The sequence below is a fragment of the Methylotenera sp. G11 genome (assembly GCF_000799735.1).
In the GTDB taxonomy this organism is placed as follows: Bacteria; Pseudomonadota; Gammaproteobacteria; order Burkholderiales; family Methylophilaceae; genus Methylotenera.
Window position 1 is genome coordinate 1,242,479 of the sequence record NZ_JUHH01000001.1, and the last position, 16,963, is coordinate 1,259,441.

Here is a 16,963-nt window from a genome sequence, read left to right on the forward strand (position 1 = left end):
ATGCGCTTGCGTAGCGCAGTCATCATGCCATGGACACGCTGCGGCGTAAGCACTGTCTCAGCTAATTGGTTCAATACTTGCTGATCGGTTTTCTCCATTGAAAGATTTTTACTTTCGCATGCATAATTGCCCTTGTTCTTACGCGAAGTACATTTGTAATATTTGTATCGACCACCCTTTCCAGTTGCCAGTGTCATACTGCCGCCGCAAACACCGCACTTGAGCAAACCAGTTAATAAAATGGGTGATGTCGTGACACGCGGCGGCGTCTGCGCAGGCGCGCGCAAAGCGCGCTTCTCTCGCACCTGCTCAAACTTCGCCGCATCTATAATCACCGGAATATCGGTTTTAACCCATTCTGTTGGTGGTCGCCTCTGGCCGGTTTTGGAATCAATTACGTTAAAAAAGTACTCTCCCATGTAAAGGGTATCTGAGAGCACGATATGCACCTTCTGCATACGCCATGCCTTGCCTCTCATTAACAAACCCTTATCGGTTAAATATTTGGCGATGTCCTTCACACCAAAAGCTTTTCCACTCAGCCCGTTAAGGTAAAGATCGTAAATCATGCGCACAATACCTGCTTCGGCCTCGTTAATTTCAAGCCTTTTCTTTTTGCGTCCGCGGCTGCCTTGTGTTTCGGTTGTAATGACCTGATAGCCAAATGGCGGTTTCGAGCCGTTGAAGAATCCCTGACGCGCGTTTTCTTTCATGGCGCGTGAGGTATGTTTGGAGTTTTCTTTGGATTGGTATTCGTCAAAGGTGCTGATGATACGGCGCATCATCTCACCTGCTGAATCGTCGCTGGTTTGTTGTGTGATGGAAATGACCTTGATCTTGTTTTTAAGCAGCTTGCGCTCATAGACGCCGAACTGGATCGCATCCCGAAAGAACCTTGAAAGGCTGTGAATGATGATGGCTTCAAAGTCTTGCGGCCTTTGCATGGCATCATTGATGAGCTGCTGGAATACCGGCCTTTTGTCATCGGTTGCAGATGCGCCAGGTTCAACATACTCATGCACGACCAAATGACCGTTGGCTTTGCACCATTCGTTAAGCTGTCTTAACTGATCCGGTATGGACAAGTCGTTGTCAGCTTGTCTGGTGGTGGAAACACGAGCATAAAGAGCGACGTGCATGAGGTTTTCTCCTGTTACGAGTTAATCATCTGCCTGATGGTTTTGCATCATTACCAGAATCAGTTCCGGCATGACGGATTCAATCAAGGCGAGTTCTTCATCAGAAATTAAAGCGGCCTGAGTTTTGAATCGAATTTCTAGGTTTGAACTTTGTTCCACTCATGATGGCACCCCCTTTCGCGCATCATCTATTCCCGCCCATTCCTAGCCATGCCATGCTGCTTTTCTATCAGCAGCGGTTTTAATTCTTTTTCCAGTCCACGTTCCCCGAACTCATCAAGAAACAGCTTTTTAAATGCTTGGTATTGATGCTCTGGCAATGACGCCTGAGCGATCAGCAATACGCGATTTTTACGCGCATTGAGTAACGTAGTCACCACTTGATAAAGGCTAGCCCCTACCATTCACCCAATCTCATTTCTTTGGCTCTGCGGTCAACATCTTGCTGCCAAGTCAGTGGATCATGTAATTCCGTGACCCTGTTTTGTAAGTGCTGGAAGGCTTCATCCATATAGGACTTTTTATTGCCAGTGTATAAGGCATCAATCGCAGCCACTCTTTTAACGTAGCCATAAACGCTGATGGCAATTCTAGTGAGCCGCTCTTCAAGCAATGCCAACTCATCCAGCTCTTTAATGACCCCTAGCCCGTCCATCTGATCTACACGTTCAATCAAGTCCAGCCATAGCGGATGCATAGACCAGCGTGAGCGATTGCTATCGCTGGATTTAATTCTGAGTGTTGTATGATCTTTTACCAGCACCCGCAGCAGGTCGCCTTGACGTTCTGCCAAGCTATTGAATGATGAAATGCCAAGTTGGCGCAGGTAGTCTTTTCTGACTTGCCACTCAATACGCCATACATCGTGATCCATTCCCCATAGATCAAACAGCCATGTTTTCTTGCTTTTCTCGTTGATTTCATCGACCTTGTTATAGGTTCGCAACACAACCTGATCTGATCCAAATTGAAACGTCTGCACCTTTCCATTCTTGCGAAATTGGGTATCTTTTTCTGCCTTGGAAATGAAGTTATCTTCATCAAAATCCAGCTCAGACAAATGGTAGTCAAAAGCAAAATCTATTCTTGATAACCTTTCAGGCTGAGACTGGATCATGCCAACAGAGGCAGCCCACGCCAAGAACCGCTCATGCAGTTTTAATGCGCCATGATGCCACAGTGCAATACTGCGGAATTTCACAAAAAAATTCGGAGTATTGAACTCCCCGAACTGGACAATGAAGGCTTCATTCTCGATCAGGAACGGATAGCCGCTGCTGGTACCATGTGAAGCGAGCAGGAATTCTTCCGAGCCCAGCTTGATGGCTTGTTGCTTGCTGTTTTTAGAGCGGGCGAGGTTTTCTTTCTGGACAGCCAGCGACACGAAATCCAACTGGGATTGGTCAGTCGGGATCAAGTAATAGGCACACTCAATGGTGTCAAAGCCTGAGATCAGAAAGTTAAAGCTCACTTGTATAAACTTTCGATATATTCATGACTACCGCATTTATATTCAAACAAATCACTTGGTGAGTCATTTCCAAGTTCTTTTTCTAAGTCTTTATAGTGTTGATTGGATTTATGTCTGAATTGAGCCCTTGCACCGCCCATCTCAAAGAGCGACTCTTGGGGAAGCCCTGCGTGATATGACTGCTCATCCTCATATTGTTGCTGGAACTCATTCACAGGAACAATATTCATCGGGAGATTTTTTTCTAAATCATCCAGCGCTGCTGATAACAAGTCAGCGACAATTTGGGTGCGATTTTTTTGTGGATACAAATCACATAATGCAGCAATTTTTGCAGCAATATGAACAGGCAAACGAAAAGAAAATTGTTTTGATACCAACCTAGAGTTATCAGCACTAGACCAAATGTCATGCAGATGTTGAGTTTTCATGTAAATCATCCATAAGTTATTTAACTTACAAATAAGTTACATATAATTTTTGAAAATGTCAAACGAATTACAGATAAATCCAGAATATTTTTGATTTATGAACTGACATTGGTGGCGATGACCTCCTCCCGCTTCGCGGTAGCACATTCATCGCCACATTTTAAATATACTGTTATGATTAGTTATGTATTTATAGCCCCCCGTGTTACATGAACGGGGGGTTAACTAATATACATATTCAAAGCGTCAACTAGAAATAATTTACGCTATTAAATCTAAACCAATAAAAGGAATAATAATAATGTTTCAGAAATCTTTAATCATTCTGAGTATGTCAGCTTTAACCCTTCTTTCCGGTTGTGCATCTGACCCAGCCTGGAGGAAACCGGGAGTTTCTCATGAAGATGCGGTAAGTGCACTTTCAGAATGCAAATATCAGGTAGGGTTGAATAAAGTTGCAAAATCCGAGCAGAATGAACTCGTTAAAAGCTGTATGCAAGCAAAAGGCTTCCGGTGGAGAACAAATTAATTAAATTGCTAATTTTTCTATCAAGCGGAATGGATTAAGACACGCCGCTTGATAAATATTTATATTTTCATTTACAAAAATAAATTAAGAGGCAAAATGAGTCAGCAATCATCGTCAAAACAATCAATCATCATCGGTGCACTATCTGGGGCATTAGTGCTATCAATTGGAGCATCCGCTTTTTTTTATTTTCAAAGTAAAAATCAACCACAAGTTATCAGTCAAGAAAAGACATCTGAAGAATCTAAAGCATTGCCACTCCCAAGCAAAGAAACAGCCTTAAAAGAACTGTTTGGCGTATCTGACCCAAGTGGAAAAGTAAAAATAGCATCCGATAAACTTACAAACTTTTGGTTTGAGCAATCGTTCAAGGTCGGAACCAACAATCTCCACGTAAAATTCTTTGCAACGCAAAGTCTAGATGGAACTGGCAATCCGTATGATAGCCATGCTACAAGCCTCGAAGTTGGGGCAATCACTTACAAACAAAACTCTAATCAGTGGGAGGTTATATCAAAACAACCCCAATTTGGATCGGCCGGCACATGGGGCATGCTTAGTGAAGCAAAGCCTGTAGCTCTTCATCTTTCAAAAACCTCATTGGCTTTTACTCTTGACCAGTCATATTCAGGTCAAGGACACAGTGAAGAAGGGAAAATATTATTCGTTTTCTCGCAAAATTCATGGCACGACGTTGGTTTTATCAAAACAGGTGGAGAAAACTCAGGCGACTGCGAAGATACTCCACCTGCTCCTGGTGAAGAATTTTCACTTGGCCCTTGCTTTAAATATAAAGGGGTAATATCTGTTGCAAATGGCTCAACATCTGAATATCCAGATCTATTAGTAACTCGCACTGGCACAGAAAACAAAGAGCATAGAGGCGCGCTTATACCTGCAAAAAATGTAACGTACATTTTCAAAGAAGGAAAATATATCAACCCAAATGAGCTTTAATTATGGCACTAAAATAATTTCTTGCCAGTGCCCAACTTCATAAGCTTGGGCGCGCCACCAGCTTAGCAAGACCATGATTCACTGTCAGAGGAAGCATATCTTTGTCCTTAAGGCAGCTTTATGCTTCCAAATTACAAAGTCAGTTATATGCTTCCAAAAAGCTAATTGATAAATACGTATTATTAACTGTCTCTGGAATTTTATTCTTCTTGTTATTTATAAATTAGTCCATTTTATGCATTTTCCAAGTTGTAAATCCAGCATGCCGCGATAAATGGATCGAGCTCATCCCAATAATTATTAACTTTAGTTTTTTCAGGATGAAATCTTGTAGAATGAATTTGACTTTGAATGTTGCTAAAAGAAAATATTCCGCCTTCAGTTGATGAATATAGTCGAATAAGGTGCAATAAAACATTATCGATAATTTCCAACTCCTCTAACTTTTCTGCAACTTTTTTCGTTTTTGATGCAAGGTTATCCTTTTTTTCTGCAGTTAATTTCATTAAGTTAAATGTTGTTTTAACGGTTTCCTCTAAGAATGCCCTGAGTAGCAGTACACATGAAATAGGTGTTTCTTCAGAGCTTAAATTACTCATTTCGTAAAACATTTCATAAGCACTTTTAAACTTCGCATCGACCCGCGTTTTGGTATACCTCCAATCCACAAAAATTGATCGGTCACGCTGTAAAGTTTCGGTTGGCCTTTTTTGGCCTCGAGATTGTTTTTGATTATTTGATTCTGTGGCTGCAGCAGTTGAATTATTTCTTGATTTTGATTCGTCTTTTGAAGGGCGATCTTCATGCGAATCATCTTTGATGTATCTTTTTTTAATTTCAGACCGGTAGTTATCAGCAACTGGCTGCAATTTATCTATAACTGTAAGGAATAAAGAAGCATCCTCCCTCATCGCACTCTTGGCAGTATTCCATGGCAACGAGCTCGGCTTTTCAGCAATAAACCTTACAGTACAGATAAATCCATTATACTCAGAGTGCCATTTAGCATGCCAACCATGCCGTCTTTCGGTGCTTGCTTTGACAATTACTCTATCATTACAGATGAAATATATCCCAAACTCTTCCGTTAACGTACGGTTCATACTTAAAGAATAAAGATCCTCATTTGGAAAGTTATATTTCTCGTGGATCCCTGACTCAATAACGATAGTTACTCCATCAATTAAAAAAGTGTTATGTGTCGGCAAAAATTTTCCATTAGTCCTCAATGATGGAAGTTTCGACTCGAGCTTTACAGGTAAATCATCAAAATAATTTAAATTAATAACTAAACCTTTTGAAAAATAAACGGAGTATCTATCTTTAATCCCGTTTTTTGCATTATCTAGCCATCTTGCATTTTGAATGTCTCTTTGTATTTCGTCATTTAATCGAGTGACTGTGAAAATAGTTTTTACTTTTCCAGCAGATGCTCTCACATCAGCTAATAGCTTGCCTTCAGATCCACCAATATGTTTACTAGTGAATTGAGCCTCATAGATTGATTTGCCATTGTCTATATGAAATTCGTAACTATCGCCCATTTTAAGTAGAGAGCGCTTTAGTCCAATTCCATACTGACCGATTCCGTAATTATGTTGTGATGGATTGAAAATAAGGAAGGTTTCATTCTTAAGGATATGTTCGTCTATTCCGAGGCAATTATCCTCGATAGATATTTTGTTAGCTGAGATAGAAAGGTTTATCTCGTAACCTCTATATGATGAAGGGAGACCAAACTCATCTTTTTCGTATTTTCCTGCAGAGTAAATGGCATCTCTAGCAGCATCAATAGAATTATCAATTAAGTCATAAAGAGCGTCTAAAGTTGAAACATCCTTGATAAGGACCCCCTCCACAAAGTTCTGTGGAAATCCCATTGTGATTTGAATTTTGTTTTGCTCCATCTCCCCCCCCATTGTTCATATGAATCGTATCTTAATAAGATTCCGCTGGCTATAAGTCTCCAAAATTAAATAAGGGCTTATATAATTTTTTTGTTTAGGGGGTACAGATATTGAGCTAAGATATTACTTGTCGAATAGGATTCTCTTGATCCAGTTTAGATTTAACTAATGATAGTAAAGATTGAGCCACTACAGGGGATACACTATTTCCAATCATTCTGAAACTATGCCATTTTGTTTTGTGGAAACAAAACCAATCAGGGAAACCCTGCAGACGCGCAGCCTCCCGAACTGTAATAACTCGCCCCTGTTCAGGATGAAGCGGACGTACCGCTTGATAACTACCTTTGTCTGCACCTGTTCCTGCGCGAAGTGTGGGACATAGGCCATCCCATTCCAACTTTTTAGATCTACTGATTTTATCAGTAGCCCCTGGCCTTGTAGCGAGATAACGCAACCTAACAGCTTCAGTATGTACTGTTTCAAAATGTCCGGAAGTGTTGCCCACTTTGAGTTGACCTAATGCTACATTCCACCCCATACCTGCTGGAGGTGCAGATCTCATCCTCTTAGCATAATTTGAAGGAACAGCATTGTTGTAAGGAGCCCAACCATAATCCTCACTATTTTGTCTTAAGGGGTCAGGTAGATCTAGAATTGCATCACGGACTGTAATTAAAGGTATTTCAGTAGGAATTAAATCGTTAGGAAAGACTTGATTCATTCTTGTTGAATCGTAACCGATCACTACAACACGCTTACGTTTTGTTGGAACCCCGAATGAACTAGCATCAACAACTGTAGGTGGAAGTACAGTGTATCGTTTATCTACAGTCTCAATAGCTTTATTCAGCTCTTCGACATTTCCCTCATCCAATAAGCCCTCAACATTCTCCATAATGAAAAATTTGGGCAGAATAATATTGACGGTTCGATAAAAATGCATCAGTAGAGATCTACGTGGATCATCCCGTTCATTCTTACCTATACGGCTATAGCCTTGACATGGAGGCCCTCCTATAACGCCATCAATTTCATTATGGTCTAATATAATGCGCCAACTGTCCTCGTCCATTATCGACAAGTCCCCGTTAAGTGTACGGGTTTGGGGGAAATTTAACTGATAAGAAGACTGTAATGTTTTATCGATATCTACAGCAGCTACCACATCAAAGCCTGCTTGCTTGGCGCCTAGTCCAAAGCCCCCGCAACCTGAAAACAAGTCTACTATTTTATATTTATTTGCCATTCAGCGCACCTGAGTTAAAGGTTAGCGAATTATTTCATAAAAATAAAAAAAAAGCGACCGCAGCCTGACAAATACTACAACATTTAGCAAAATATGTTGCATAAAAACTAAATAAAGCATTATCTATAGCACTACTCTGGAAAATAAAGCATGTTGTCGACAATAATCGACATAATTTTCTATTAATGAGATCAATTCAAATTAATTTCCATCGATTGAAAACCTAGGGCTTTTTTATGTCAATGGTATTTAATATTTGTATGATCTCAATTGTTATCTTTAGTGGATGTAAACCAAAACCAAGACAAATCCGATTGCGTCAATGTCCTGCGATGCCTCGCTCTAGAATACGTTTATGCGAAACACACATTTAGCGGCAAGATTCGTAGCGACTTCTCTATTGCGCGTATATACAACCTATTCATTAATATGCTGGGTAATATTATGTACATTCGATAGTTGTTCATTTTTCCTTTGCACACTGACTTTAAATCAATCCATAGCTTATGCCTAAAAGAAATCACGTCACATCCCTTTTGGACCAATGGGTCAGAAATTTCCTGGTGAGTGCAGGTCATTAATGATGTTAGTCAAACGTCGACAGTTATCAGCATTACAAATTGCTTTTAGCTGTAAATAAATTTCGTGCTTCGGAGGATCCTGAAATCCTACCCTATGTAAAATTTTATGAAGCTTCTCGAAAGGAGTCATACCAAATGTTCAGTTGCCGGACAGTACTGTACCGGAACCGATTATTTCAACCACATTTACTAACCTTATTGCCGCTCTTAGCTAGATACTGTTATAGTCTATTTGCCTGAATGAAGGCAGCCGAAGTTTCTGAATTTTTACTAAATCGAATTTATCAACAAATTATCAGGTAGGTAAGAAACAATGGAAAATACAATTAACGCAAAGCCAACTAAAAAACTAGTTGCGTATGTGTTAACAAAAGATATTCTTCTCGAAGACGCAATTCTGGATCTGATTGACAACTCTATTGATGGAGCCAAAAGACTTTCCGTTGATAACTATAAACAATTCTGGGTAACAATTACGATAAATAAGCACCAGTTCACTATCAAAGACAATTGTGGTGGAATTCCCCTAAATATAGCTAAAGAGTATGCCTTTCGATTTGGCCGTCCTGACGACTATGCTGCACTGGATGAAAACCCTTCTGATGCGGTTGGAAATTTTGGCGTCGGTATGAAAAGAGCGCTTCTCAAGATGGGTAAGAAAATAAAAATAGTTTCAAATACTACTGAAAACTATTTTGAAATTGATATCGATGTAGAACAGTGGTTAAAAAATGAGGAATGGACCTTTGAATTTTCTAAACTTGAACATCAATGCAACCCCAACCTAGACCTAGGCACCACAATCACGGTTGACGGGCTTTATAGCGGAGTTTCCGCTAAATTCGGACTTTCTAATTTCGTTGATAAATTAGAATTGCTTATCAAAGAAAAACAAATAATCTCCATACAAAAAGGTCTGAGAATTGAGCTAAATAACCAAGTATTGGCTTCTCATAAAATTGAATTACTTTCCTCGAAAGACATTAAGCCCATATACAAAAAATTCGATCTTGAAATTGACGATGGGAAAGTATCAATAGAGTTATATGCGGGAATAGAAAAATCTGATAACAACAAAGCCGGTTGGAACATAATTTGTAATGGTCGAACTCTATTACAAGCAGACAAATCTCCTGTAACTGGATGGGGTTATAACAATGATGCTCTAAGAGTACCCAGCTACCATAACCAATATGGGCAGTTTAGAGGTTATTTGTTTTTCAAATCTAGCGACATTAAAACCTTACCTTGGAACACTACTAAATCCGGTGTTGATCAGGAACATCCAGCATTTCGCAAGGCCTTCCAAGAAATGATTGCTGCAATGAAAGAAACTTTTACTTTTCTAAATGCTGTTGACAAAGAAAGTGAGCAGGAAGAGCAGCCTTTAAATGATTACATAGCGAAGGCCAAATCAATCGCTCTGGACAATATTACCGAATCTGCAAACTTTATATATCCAGTTACGACTTCGCAAACTGATAAAAGTAAAAAATTAACATGGATTCGATACCAAAAGCCCACTGAAGAAGTTAATCGCGTCATGCAAGTATTAGAAGTTACGAAACCGGAAGATGTTGGCATTCAAACATTTGAGATCTATTACGCAGTAAACGTAGAGGCAGAGGATTAACCGAATTATGGTCGCTCATAATCAAATAAACTTTAACCTAAGACCAAGCAAAAGGATTGAAAGAAGACTCATAGCAGATAAATTAGCCTCTATTTATAGGTTTGATGATCCAGCACGCTATGGTTATATAGGTATGGGTTCTGTTTACTTCACCGACTTTGCACTATTCCATAAATTGTTTGGTATAAATGAAATGGTAAGTATTGAAGAGCATGCCCCTAGTATTGCCAGATGTGATTTCAACAAACCTTATGGCTGTATTACAGTGGCTGAAGGTACAACAAATGCAGTGCTACCTACTTTAAATCTATTCAATACAAATCCGGTCATTTGTTGGCTAGATTATTATTCTTATTTAACGACATCAATTCTGGCCGATATAGAGACTTTTGTTCGCAAAGCGAAAATAGGCAGTTTTTTGGTTATTACATTGAACTCTGCATTGTTAAATGCAGCAGAAAAAATTGAAGATTTTTTTGCTGGGTTGCCAGCTGAGTATAGCTCCAAACGTTACAAAAAAGAGGTGGTTTCAATAGCAGGTCTTCAAAATGTAATGCTGAGGATTATAGAATCGCGATTGGAAAGTACTCTAGCAGACATCAATATTGGAGCCACCAACAGCAATAAAAAACAGCTTTTGCGAATGATTGATATAGCTTACAAAGACAATGCTCAAATGATTACATTTGGTTGGATTCTTGCAAATAATAAAATAAAAAGGGCTCTGCGCGCTGAACCATCAATGGTACAAAACTTTATGCCAAAAAGAATAGAGTTACACGCCCCAGCACTAACGTTCAAAGAAGTAAACCACCTTAAGGCACTTCTACCATTGTCGTTGACACAAGCAGAATACGAAGCTAAGTCGAAACCTGTGCGTCCAGTAGACGCACATCGGTTTGCAGAATTTTACAGGTTCTATCCCCAATTCGCAGATGTTGAGGAATAAGCATTATTAAATGCTAATACGAGTAGTGGTTAATACGCATAGGTATCAAACCAAATATATTCAAAAAATTTGCAAAAAAATTAGAGATACTGAGCTTATAGTTTCCAACATATTTAAATTACCGCCAGAAGTAGCATTTGCAGTTGGTGGTACTTACGAAAGAATCGTTAGAGCAAGTAAACGAGCAATCACCAATCATTTTGTTACTTCCCTGCATAATCAAATCTCTAATTATTTAGGGAATTATCTCATCTAGCTTTCACACAAATTTATTTTGTCAAATTTAGCCGCTGAATAAGCGGCTTTTTCATTTCTGCAATCCACATCAGTAACTTCAAGTTCATGGTTTTGAACTTGAAGTTACAAATTAACTTTAAGTTTCAATGACTTAATCAATAATTAACTGTTGCATATTCCCTGTAATTGGTTTATTAGTAATTGTTTCGACAAAAGTTGCGCGATTAAAAATCCATGCTAACTTGATTTTCAGATGGCCCAGGGCGGAATCTTGTTTTGGGTTATTTGAACAGTAGGCAGTGTTGTATAGCTGCCATTTTCAGAAAGGAAATATCGAAGAAAAGAAGCTTACTGAGTGAAGCAGCCTGGATATTCAGGCTGCAGAAATGCAAAAGACCCAAGCGGAACGCATTGAGTCTCTCGAATGTTACTTAATAGCTAGCGACCAACTAGTTAAGTACATTCTACGACAACTGTGTGTTTTGTCAAATTTCCAGACGATAGTCTTGGCACCTTTGCGCCCCAACTTTCTCATCGGTAAAAAATGCCGATAAGTCAGACAGGACTCGCTACGCCCAAATTTCTACGACTCCTTAAATCAAGTTAGTTATCAGGAGCATGAAATGTTTAATCCAAATGAATTAGAAGCGTATTACCAGCAACACAACATCAGTTATGAAGCGCAAGGCATCATTAACCACATACGCACTTCAGATCCATCACGACGCACCGCAAGTGGCATGTACAACGTAGCATGCCGCTATCCCAGCAAGAAAATGAAATGCACCATCCAGGCAGAAAGCCATAACAATGAGCTGGCTGCCCTGTATCTATGGGATCACGACTGCGTTACCCATGAGTTTTACGATCAGCCACCAAAAATAAAACTGAGCTACCAAAAGGACGCCGGTAAAAAAGTGACCATCATGCATACGCCGGATTTTTTCATCCTGGCTGATGACTATACCGGCTGGGTCGAATGCAAGACGGAAGAGAAGCTGATTCAATTATCGGTCACCCAGCCAGAGCGTTATATAAAAGACGAACAAGGCAATTGGCGCAGCCCGCCGGGCGAGGCTTATGCAGCCCAATACGGTTTGCAATACAGTCTGCGCTCGTCAGACGTGAACGATTGGGTCCTGATCCGCAACCTTGTGTTCCTGTCTGACTATATGGATGCTGACTGCCCGGCACCGACCAAATCCCAGATAGAGATTGCCCAAGGCCTGTTCCAGCATCAACCATGGATGAACCTGATCGACCTGGTGCGTGCGGATGAAAGGCTGCCGGCAGATGCCGTGTATAAGCTGATCGTGGATGGGCATCTGTATTTCCCTATCCTGTCCAACCCGATTTCAGAACTTGAATATACTGTCGTATACCGTGATGAGGTGGCTGCAGACTTCTATAGACTTCAATCTGCCAAGGATGTGATCACCGAATTTCATCTGCACCAGCCATTGCAGATCAAGCCGGGCGAGCAGCTTACCTGGGATGGCATGCCATGGAAGATAGACAATGTAGGCAAAACGTCTGTCTACCTGAGTAATCATGAAGGCCAGACAGCACAACTGCAGCTGGAAGACCTCAATACCTACCTGCAGGAGAACAAGATTACCGGCCGGCCTGTCAGTCTGCGCGAAGACCTGCAGAGCGATGTCTACCAAAAGATCTCAGAGGCCGGTCCGCAGGCGATGCAGGTAGCAATTGCAAGGTATCAGATACTGCAGGATGCAGACCATACCAGCAATGCCGTTTCCATTAGCACGGTGAAATATTACCGCAAGAAGTTTAAGCAAGCCGAAATGCTCTTCGGTAATGGCCTGGTTGGCCTATTCCCGCAGACCGCCAAACGCGGTAACCGTAACCGCAAGATTGACCAGGATGTGATCGATCTGATGACCGAGATCATTGAGGAGTATTTTCTAAAGTCACATGACCCTAAATTCATGGCGGCGTATGGAGCTCTCAAAAACAAATGCAAAGAACAAGGCCTGATCGCCCCCAGCGACAAGACCTTCCGCAAGGCGATCGAAAAGCTGAATCAGTATGACGTCGTACTGGCCAGAAAAGGCAAACGTGCCGCCTATGAGCATGAGACATTCTACTGGCGGCTGGATATGGAAACACCGCGTCACGGCGAACGGCCATTCGATATAGCGCATATCGACCATACACAACTGGATATACAACTGGGTGACAGGTTGTTCGGCATCCAGTACGAACGCCCGTGGCTCAGCGTCATGCTTGATGCCTACTCTAGGAAAGTCCTAGCTTTCTGGATCACATTCGATTCACCCAGCTATCACAGCTGCATGATGCTCATTAAGCGTTGCGTACAGCAGCACGGCAGAATACCCAGAGTCATCGTGATGGATGGCGGTGCCGAATTCGACAGTGTTTACCTGGAGACCTTACTGGCATTCCTAAAAAGCACCAAAAAATCCAGGGCTAAATCCAAGGCACGCTTCGGTTCAGTACTGGAACGATTTTTCGGCACCACCAATACGCAGCTCATTCATAACCTCAGCGGCAATACCCAGGCAACCAAAACCCCGCGTACCTGCGTACCTAGCCACGACCCGAAGGCGCTATGCGCATGGACACTGCAATCGTTTACCGATTGCTTCGTCAACTGGCTCACGCAAGTCTACGAGAGCAATCCGCACAAAAGTCTCGGGACCAGCCCTGCCCAGGTATTTGCAGTAGGCATGCAGGACTATGGCATGCGGACTCACAAACATATCACCTACAACCGGGAGTTCGAGTTGCTGTGCATGCCAACGACCAAGGCCGGTGTCGCAAAGATTGATCGCATCAAAGGCATCCACCTCAATTACCAGAGGTATTGGTGCAATGAGTTCACAGCCCCTGCGCTGGCAGGCAAGAAAGTTCCGGTGAGATTCGACCCTGACAATGCAGCCCATGCCTATGCTTACGTCCACGGCTGCTGGGTCGAATGTGTCTCCGAATTTGCCGCTATTTTCAGGAACAGGAGCGTCAAACAGATCGAGTTCATCACCAAAGACTTCAAGGCCAAAAGCAAGCTGATGGGACAGAAGCAGGAGATTACGGCGCAATCCATGGCGGAGTTTTTACGGCAGGCGTCATTATCCGAAGAGACGCAACGCCAGATCTGGCGTGATCAGGAGCTGCAGGCCAGAGCGCAGCTTGAGTCGCCAGCTGCAGAAACCGTGGAGATACCGGACATCTCAGATGCTGAGATTGTAGATGCCGAAATCGTGATTGAAGACGAACTGCAAGTTTACGGAGACTTTTAATCATGAACACTCAAGACAAATTCCCGCTGTCATTGCTGCAAAACTCTATCGACGTCCGCAAGGAATATTTCTACCGCAAGACGATCAACCATCCGCGACTGGAGATGGCCAAGAATGACGTTCTGTCCCTTGTTGATACCAGCGACGAACCGGACATCATGATCGTCACGGGGCCGACCGGCGTCGGCAAAACCACCTTAGCGGCAAAGATCGAAGATCAGTTACTGGAGCGCAATATGATGCGCATGCAATCGGACAAGTCACATTTGCCGGTTATCCGGGTCGATGCGATCCCACCGGATAAAGATATAAAGTTTGACTGGAAGGATTTCTATACCCGTTTGCTGTATGCCTTCAGCGATCCATGCATCTCACAAAAACAACTGTTTGAAGATGAAATCTACATGGAGCAGCCAATCTCGCCACATTACTCTATGAACACCGTGGCAGCATTACGGCGCGCCGTAGAAAATACCATGAAGATGCGAGGCACCCGAGCGTTGATCATAGATGAGGCCAATCATTTGCTGATGGTAGACCCCAAGCTCATGCGTCGGCAGTTTGAAGTCATTAAATCACTCTCGCAGAAATGTAACGTGACCATAATTTTGATTGACACCTACGATTTGCTGGAAATTCTGGAGCAGAGTGCTCAGTTGGTTCGCCGCGGGCGTGTGGTGCATATGGCACGATATGACGACTATATCGCCGCCGACAATATGGCATTCAAGAATGCTCTGTACTCCTTTCAGCGGCATATGCCGTTCAAGGTCGAACCCGATCTCATCAAGCATCTGAACATTTTTTATCTGAAATCGGCTGGTTGTATCGGCATTCTCAAGAAATGGCTTAATAACGCAGTCCGGGAGGGTTTAAAGAAGAACCTTGAAACCATTGATATGGAATTTATATTGCAATATGCACACTCCAATAAAAGCATTCAGACCGTTTTGAAGGAAGCCTTTACTGGAGAATCCAAGCTCAAGGACATCGATGTCAAGGAATTGCGCGGTATGCTCAAATTGCATCATGAGAATATCGGCAAGGTTGCAACACAAGTTACAGATGTTTTGCCGACAGGTGCAGATGGTGAGCAAATATCCCTGCCAAATCTTCCGCCGGATAAAAAGTCAGTCAAAGGCCAAGTCGGCAAACGCAATCCCAAGCGTGACAAAACGGAGTTGAATTTTGCTTTATTCTCCTGATGTCTACATAGAGGATATTGGCAACCGTATCGTCATTCCAGCCCGTAGCAGGTTGTTCGGGCTGGCGCCGATTGGTATTGGCAGTGGCGGATCAGAAGGATTGATTTCCTATCTGATCCGTTTATCCAAAGCACATTGCATCAGCCCAAGGCTGTTGCTCAGCACCGAGTTTTTGCCACGCATGTCCGAGGTCAATTCCGGGCGACATGCGATGTTCTATATGGACTACGCTAAAACCTTACATAGCACTGGTAAGTTCGCGAATAAATTCGTGACCATGACGGAGGAACTGACCGGCAGGGATGGGCTTGCATTACTCACCGCCCTGCCATGGCAGGAAATAATCCCTGCGATAGGCACCGGTCTGATGGCACAACATCCCAAATGGTGCAGCGCCTGTTTGGCAGATTATCGAAACCATCACACGCCTGCCTACTTCAAGCTTTCCTGGGGCTATGCACTGTACCAAGTATGTTCAGTACATCATCAGCATTTGGTTGATGAATGCCCTTGGTGCGGCAAACACCAGCCCTTCATACCGGTTCATGCCAGCCTAGGCCGCTGCAATTACTGTTATGGCTGGCTTGGCACCTGCGACAAGGAACCATCCAATATCCATGATCCCTATCAGCTCTGGGTAGCTGGCGCGATTGAGGACATGATCATTCACAGCAAAGACGCCATGCAAAAAGTCACGGGTGAGTTGTTCCGGGAAAAACTCATGAAGCTGACTATTGCCCTGGCAAGCAATAAGAAAAAAAGGTTCTCGGAAATGCTGGGATTCACCCCTTCCACAATGGCCTCTTGGATTACGAAACAACAGAAACCGTTATTCCCGCAATTTCTGTATCTTTGCCACCAGCTGGGAGAGATGCCATCTGAATTGTTAATGGAAGACTTCGATCCCTATAAGATTGATATTCACTTTAAATCACATGCCCAAAAACTGCACTGCATAAGCCCCAAGATAGGTCTGCAGGAACCACCCAAGCACGAAATTTACGAACGTCTGCAGGCAATCTGTAATGATACGGATGATTGCAGGCCACTGGCCGACATCATTACCGAGCTGGCACTCACCAGAAAATATCTGCTCTACTGGTTCAAAAAAGAATGTGAAGTGATTTCATCGAAGCACAAGCAATGGATCAACCGGACCGCGCTACAAAAGAAAAAAGCACAGCTACAGGAAGTGCGGAATATTACCTGGCATCTCTATGAGCAAGGCTTATATCCTAGCAACAGGCAAGTAGCGAAACAACTGCTTCCACTAAAACTATGTTTTGCGAAAATGCATCTGCGAACCACCCATCGCAACACATTGAAGGAGTTAGGCTTAACGTAAGCAACAAGGGTTCAGGTACTCAAACGCATGTAAACTGGTATAATTAATC

13 protein-coding genes and 1 pseudogene are annotated in these 16,963 nt (G+C 42.4%); 7 read left to right on the top strand and 7 right to left on the bottom strand.

All coding sequences use genetic code 11. From position 1 onward, the window contains the following. Window positions 1-74: 74 nt before the first annotated feature. The 5 genes and pseudogenes from GQ51_RS12645 to GQ51_RS12015 all read right to left on the bottom strand — a co-directional run. Window positions 75-1,139 (bottom strand): annotated as a pseudogene (locus GQ51_RS12645) (recombinase family protein); the annotation flags it as partial. Window positions 1,140-1,160: 21 nt separating this feature from the next. Further along, on the bottom strand, window positions 1,161-1,298 hold the full coding sequence (locus tag GQ51_RS12450) for a hypothetical protein (protein ID WP_160279998.1): 138 nt from the start codon (window positions 1,296-1,298) through the stop codon (window positions 1,161-1,163). Window positions 1,299-1,327: 29 nt separating this feature from the next. Beyond that, the gene (locus GQ51_RS05720) at window positions 1,328-1,543 is read right to left on the bottom strand and encodes a hypothetical protein (protein ID WP_047550896.1); all 216 of its coding nucleotides are present in this window, start codon (window positions 1,541-1,543) and stop codon (window positions 1,328-1,330) included. Continuing rightward, window positions 1,537-2,610 carry a hypothetical protein gene (locus GQ51_RS05725; RefSeq protein ID WP_047550899.1) on the bottom strand — a complete coding sequence of 358 codons (1,074 nt, stop codon included), beginning with the start codon at window positions 2,608-2,610 and terminating at the stop codon, window positions 1,537-1,539. The genes GQ51_RS05720 and GQ51_RS05725 overlap by 7 nt, the downstream gene beginning before the upstream one ends. Next, a complete protein-coding gene (locus tag GQ51_RS12015; protein ID WP_052177726.1) occupies window positions 2,607-3,041 on the bottom strand; it encodes a hypothetical protein in 435 nt (144 codons plus the stop codon). Before GQ51_RS12015 ends, GQ51_RS05725 begins: the two co-directional genes overlap by 4 nt. 301 nt (window positions 3,042-3,342) lie before the next feature. Here GQ51_RS12015 and GQ51_RS12530 point away from each other — a divergent pair, with 301 nt between their 5' ends. Together GQ51_RS12530 and GQ51_RS05735 are read left to right on the top strand one after the other, a co-directional pair. Beyond that, complete coding sequence (locus GQ51_RS12530; protein WP_152604119.1) at window positions 3,343-3,570, top strand: hypothetical protein; 228 nt, start codon at window positions 3,343-3,345, stop codon at window positions 3,568-3,570. Window positions 3,571-3,618: 48 nt separating this feature from the next. Further along, window positions 3,619-4,527, top strand: coding sequence for a hypothetical protein (locus GQ51_RS05735; protein WP_047550902.1), 909 nt, complete (start codon window positions 3,619-3,621; stop codon window positions 4,525-4,527). A 233-nt stretch (window positions 4,528-4,760) separates the two neighbouring features. On the opposite strand, the gene GQ51_RS05740 is transcribed toward GQ51_RS05735, so the two are convergent. After that, window positions 4,761-6,434: an ATP-binding protein gene (locus GQ51_RS05740; protein WP_160279999.1), complete on the bottom strand. Its 1,674-nt coding sequence runs from the start codon at window positions 6,432-6,434 to the stop codon at window positions 4,761-4,763. Between the two features lie 115 nt (window positions 6,435-6,549). Then, window positions 6,550-7,683, bottom strand: a complete 1,134-nt coding sequence (locus GQ51_RS05745) for a DNA cytosine methyltransferase (RefSeq protein ID WP_047550908.1) — start codon at window positions 7,681-7,683, stop codon at window positions 6,550-6,552. 894 nt (window positions 7,684-8,577) lie between these two features. On the opposite strand from GQ51_RS05745, the gene GQ51_RS05750 reads away from it, so the two are divergent. The 5 genes from GQ51_RS05750 (at window position 8,578) to GQ51_RS05770 (ending at window position 16,914) form a co-directional block, all read left to right on the top strand. Further along, window positions 8,578-9,897 (top strand): ATP-binding protein, encoded by a 1,320-nt coding sequence (locus GQ51_RS05750; RefSeq protein ID WP_052177727.1) that lies wholly within the window; start codon window positions 8,578-8,580, stop codon window positions 9,895-9,897. Window positions 9,898-9,904: 7 nt separating this feature from the next. Further along, entirely contained in the window at window positions 9,905-10,846 is a 942-nt protein-coding gene (locus GQ51_RS05755; RefSeq protein ID WP_047550912.1) for an O-methyltransferase, read from the top strand. Window positions 10,847-11,706: 860 nt separating this feature from the next. Further along, window positions 11,707-14,364, top strand: coding sequence for a Mu transposase C-terminal domain-containing protein (locus GQ51_RS05760; RefSeq protein WP_047550915.1), 2,658 nt, complete (start codon window positions 11,707-11,709; stop codon window positions 14,362-14,364). A gap of 2 nt (window positions 14,365-14,366) precedes the next feature. Then, window positions 14,367-15,569: an ATP-binding protein gene (locus tag GQ51_RS05765; protein WP_047550918.1), complete on the top strand. Its 1,203-nt coding sequence runs from the start codon at window positions 14,367-14,369 to the stop codon at window positions 15,567-15,569. Between the two features lie 52 nt (window positions 15,570-15,621). Continuing rightward, window positions 15,622-16,914, top strand: a complete 1,293-nt coding sequence (locus tag GQ51_RS05770; protein WP_160280000.1) for a TniQ family protein — start codon at window positions 15,622-15,624, stop codon at window positions 16,912-16,914. The last annotated feature ends 49 nt before the right edge of the window (window positions 16,915-16,963 follow it).

What these genes read in the sequence shown, in the direction of transcription:
- GQ51_RS05720 (WP_047550896.1), bottom strand. Translation starts at nt 1,543, where the DNA reads ATGGTAGGGGCTAGCCTTTATCAAGTGGTGACTACGTTACTCAATGCG.
- GQ51_RS05740 (WP_160279999.1), bottom strand. Translation starts at nt 6,434, where the DNA reads ATGGAGCAAAACAAAATTCAAATCACAATGGGATTTCCACAGAACTTT.
- GQ51_RS12530 (WP_152604119.1), top strand. Translation starts at nt 3,343, where the DNA reads ATGTTTCAGAAATCTTTAATCATTCTGAGTATGTCAGCTTTAACCCTT.
- GQ51_RS05765 (WP_047550918.1), top strand. Translation starts at nt 14,367, where the DNA reads ATGAACACTCAAGACAAATTCCCGCTGTCATTGCTGCAAAACTCTATC.
- GQ51_RS05760 (WP_047550915.1), top strand. Translation starts at nt 11,707, where the DNA reads ATGTTTAATCCAAATGAATTAGAAGCGTATTACCAGCAACACAACATC.
- GQ51_RS05745 (WP_047550908.1), bottom strand. Translation starts at nt 7,683, where the DNA reads ATGGCAAATAAATATAAAATAGTAGACTTGTTTTCAGGTTGCGGGGGC.
- GQ51_RS05755 (WP_047550912.1), top strand. Translation starts at nt 9,905, where the DNA reads ATGGTCGCTCATAATCAAATAAACTTTAACCTAAGACCAAGCAAAAGG.
- GQ51_RS05750 (WP_052177727.1), top strand. Translation starts at nt 8,578, where the DNA reads ATGGAAAATACAATTAACGCAAAGCCAACTAAAAAACTAGTTGCGTAT.
- GQ51_RS12015 (WP_052177726.1), bottom strand. Translation starts at nt 3,041, where the DNA reads ATGAAAACTCAACATCTGCATGACATTTGGTCTAGTGCTGATAACTCT.